The sequence below is a fragment of the Vibrio sp. SG41-7 genome (assembly GCF_014164465.1).
GTDB classification, from domain to species: Bacteria; Pseudomonadota; Gammaproteobacteria; order Enterobacterales; family Vibrionaceae; genus Vibrio; species Vibrio splendidus.
The window spans coordinates 1-2,773 of sequence record NZ_JACJFF010000242.1 but is presented as its reverse complement, the minus strand read 5'-3'; the positions used below and the strand labels follow the sequence as shown (position 1 = coordinate 2,773).

At 44.6% G+C, this 2,773-nt stretch carries 4 protein-coding genes and 1 pseudogene; 4 read left to right on the top strand and 1 reads right to left on the bottom strand.

The features are described 5' to 3' along the window. A pseudogene (locus H5300_RS26240) lies at window positions 1-431 on the top strand (helix-turn-helix domain-containing protein); the annotation flags it as partial. Window positions 432-794: 363 nt separating this feature from the next. Here H5300_RS26240 and H5300_RS26235 read toward each other — a convergent pair. Continuing rightward, window positions 795-986: an AlpA family transcriptional regulator gene (locus H5300_RS26235; RefSeq protein ID WP_182797312.1), complete on the bottom strand. Its 192-nt coding sequence runs from the start codon at window positions 984-986 to the stop codon at window positions 795-797. 185 nt (window positions 987-1,171) lie between these two features. Between H5300_RS26235 and radC the strand changes: the two genes are divergently transcribed. From radC to H5300_RS26220, 3 genes are all read left to right on the top strand, one after another. After that, window positions 1,172-1,639 carry a DNA repair protein RadC gene (radC, locus tag H5300_RS26230; protein WP_182797311.1) on the top strand — a complete coding sequence of 156 codons (468 nt, stop codon included), beginning with the start codon at window positions 1,172-1,174 and terminating at the stop codon, window positions 1,637-1,639. Further along, complete coding sequence (locus H5300_RS26225) at window positions 1,636-2,067, top strand: DUF2787 family protein (protein WP_182797310.1); 432 nt, start codon at window positions 1,636-1,638, stop codon at window positions 2,065-2,067. The genes radC and H5300_RS26225 overlap by 4 nt, the downstream gene beginning before the upstream one ends. A gap of 77 nt (window positions 2,068-2,144) precedes the next feature. Beyond that, entirely contained in the window at window positions 2,145-2,585 is a 441-nt protein-coding gene (locus H5300_RS26220) for a DUF2787 domain-containing protein (RefSeq protein WP_182797309.1), read from the top strand. Window positions 2,586-2,773 lie beyond the last annotated feature (188 nt).

The following is a 2,773-nucleotide window of genomic DNA, read 5'->3' as shown; positions in this document are numbered from 1 at the left end:
GTGGGGGCTGAACGTGGAGTACTTTACTCGTGTCCAGAATGTGGCGCCGCTTGCTCTGCACATGACTTCAAAGAGAAAACATGGCGTCATCTCAACTTTTTTCAGCACCATTGCTATATCACAGCAAAGATACCTAGAGTTCACTGCAAAACTCACGGGGTCAAGCTCATCGAAGTGCCTTGGGCAAGAGCGGGTAGTGGTTTTACTTTACTGTTCGAAGAAGTGGCCTTAACACTCGTAAGAGAGTGCCAGTTAACGCTGCCGCTAAGTTTATGGAAGTGACGGATAAGCGGCTTTGGCGAGTGGTGGAACATTACGTTGAACAAGCTTTATCACGACTTGACCTCTCATCTCTTCAAGCTTTTGGGTTTGATGAAACAGCTTCAAAGCGTGGACATAATTACGTCACTGTTTTCATCGATATGGCTCGTAACCACTTCCTCTGCTTCGTCATATAACGCACCTTAGATGGATTCACTTACGTTCATCATACTGACTACCTAGCACTCACCCGATTTGTGTGGTTATCAGGAGGATCATCCTCTCACGATTCGAATCCCGAGCAATTTAGATTGCTCTTCGTTACATTGTCTGAGCCGCTGCTTTATTCAGGCCCATAGGTTCATCTGGTGATACAGATGGTCCACTCATAAAGCGGTGAACAGCGCTTCATACGACCTCACGTCGCACGGGCAAGAATAAGTTACAAAGTGTTCGATTCTTAGTTTAAGCACATCGTAAAACATGAAGAGAAAGCATCAACATCCTCTTCACACTCATCATTTAGGTGAGAGCTATCGCTCCCTAACTCCACGATCTCCCAAACACGCTTCCATCCACTCATCCACTTCCTTATCAACCCAAGCGACGGATCTATCACCTAAATTGATTGATTGCGGAAAGTTATTATCATTCATTTTGCGGTAAATCGCTGAACGGCTAAGGGCGGTTTTTTGCATTACTTCTTTTAGTTTTAAAAATCTCATTGGGTGTTCTCCTTGTTATTCGTCATAACAGGAGTCCGCAAATAAATTTTTACCCAGAACGTCCAATCAAAGCTCAGCATGTGCCACTCAGTTTTACTTCCGATCAAATCCCTTCATTCAAAAACCTTTCAGATATATGTCATCAAAGTGAATAGGAACCATCGCTCACTTTAAGGAGGCATACCATGCCAAGACACAACTACCCTACCCACCAGCCATCGAGCTTAAATGAGCTGCTTGAAACGGCAGCTGAGGCCCTTGCACAAAAGTACAAGCGCGAAGGGACATTCACTAACCCGAATAATGTAAAGGAGTATTTAAAGCTCAAGCTCGGATCATACGAGCGAGAAGTATTTGCTCTGATGCTGCTCGATAACCAGCACCAGCTTATTCGTTTTGAAGAGCTGTTCTTTGGCACTATTGATGCGGCGAGCGTTTATCCAAGAGAAGTAGTAAAGGCTGCCCTCTATGCCAATGCTGGAGCTGTGATCTTTGCTCATAACCATCCTAGTGGAGATCCTGAGCCATCGCAGGCTGATAGGCGCATTACGACCAGGTTGATCGATGCCTTGTCACTGATTGATGTTCGAGTACTTGACCATATTGTGGTCGGTGAAGACTGCGTCTCTTTTGCAGAAAGGAGTTGGATATGAACAGTGTTATTGCCCGTTACGAATGTATTTCCCTTTTACCTGAGTTACAGGGATACCTCACTACTGTAATGAGTGTGGCGTCAATTCCAGAGCATGTAGAACGTGTCGCTCTCAACTTTCGTCACAATGCCTATCGACCTAACAAAACAGGTCCTCACCCTGTTGAAATTCATTTATTCAGAGAGCCGTCAAGTGAGGTATGGAAGGTCGCAACCATGACTAGCTTTGCCTTTCCCAACGAAACAAGCAATGAGTTAGACGTCGAGCTTTACTTTAATTTCAATCACCAGTGGTTTTATCAACCAGATATTGAGCGGTGCGATCTTAATCAACCTGAAGTCATTGATCTGTTTCAATCATGGCAACGTTCGTTGGTAAAAGCTTTTCGCAATGGTGGTTTTGATTCCTTCGCAGCTACCGCCATCTAACACTCCCCAATCAATACATTAATCCTTCAATCATCCATTACTTTCAAAGCGCAGTAAGAAGGCGCCTAGGAGCCCCTATGCCTGTTAAAACATCAACCTCAATACACGTTAGCCCAACCAGCTTGCCTTTATCAAAGGCTTTCCATCGCTGCCTAAGCCAAGTGCTTGATCAGCATCGGGATAAGCAAGGTAATCACATAACGATCAACTTTCGAGACAAAACCTACAGTGCTGAAAATGGTGGTTTTCATCCCGTTGAAATTGCGCTGAACAAAACAGATGAGAATCACTTCTCGATCCTGTACATCACTGACTTTAGTTATTGCGGAGGTCCCTACCCAGAATTAGAAAGAGATCTAGATTTTGATATCGGGAATGGCATGGCATTTTCTCGTTACGGAGGATGGCAGAACATTCGCCAATCTTCTGTGAACGAGTTGTATAAATTGTGGCAAAGCAACTTTGTCGCCTATGTAGGCATGGACGCCTACGACGAAATCGAAGTCAGTAACGACTAAGGCTCCCTTAATCCCTTTATTTACCCATCACTTCAACAAACCAATCTAGAACCGCGTTCAACAAACAACATCCACCAGCACAGATAACGGCTGATACTGCTGCTTCCCATATTGTTAAAACGGGAAGCTTCAATCCCTTGCTACATAAGGGTTTGGCGGTATCGGCCTCTCTGAGCTTCCCAAAACAC